This window comes from Flavobacterium sp. FlaQc-30, assembly GCF_044005885.1.
In the GTDB taxonomy this organism is placed as follows: domain Bacteria; phylum Bacteroidota; class Bacteroidia; order Flavobacteriales; family Flavobacteriaceae; genus Flavobacterium.
Map to the genome: position 1 here is coordinate 1 of NZ_JBIPCO010000034.1, position 377 is coordinate 377.

Here is a 377-nt window from a genome sequence, read left to right on the forward strand (position 1 = left end):
TAGCGGCGGTTATGTTGGCGGTGATCAATATAAACCTGTTCCTGACAGCATAGCGGTAAAATGGGTTTGTTCAGTCGACAACTTAGTTTATAAAGACGGGTTCAAATTGCCCAGAGAAAAAATGCTCAAATTGTTTAAACGAAAAGTAATAGATTCCTATGGTGATCAAAACGACTATAGTGTAATTGTTGCCGGAATGGCTCCTGGTGGCAATATAACTCTATGGATGCAGGGAGGATATGCCAGTACTGAAATAGCAAAATTTAAAATTTTGAAAGGAGAAGAAGATCAAAATATAGACGATAGTTACAAAAAAAAAGAGATAAAATCATGGGGTCATTATCTTACTTATTGGAAAATTCATGGTATTCCTTATT

General features: G+C 35.5%; 1 protein-coding gene. It reads left to right on the forward strand.

Annotation, left to right across the window (positions count from 1 at the left end; all coding sequences use genetic code 11):
- Nucleotides 1-377, forward strand: a 377-nt coding sequence (locus ACHRV0_RS21625; protein ID WP_395442516.1) for a DUF2931 family protein, incomplete at both ends; no start/stop codon positions are given.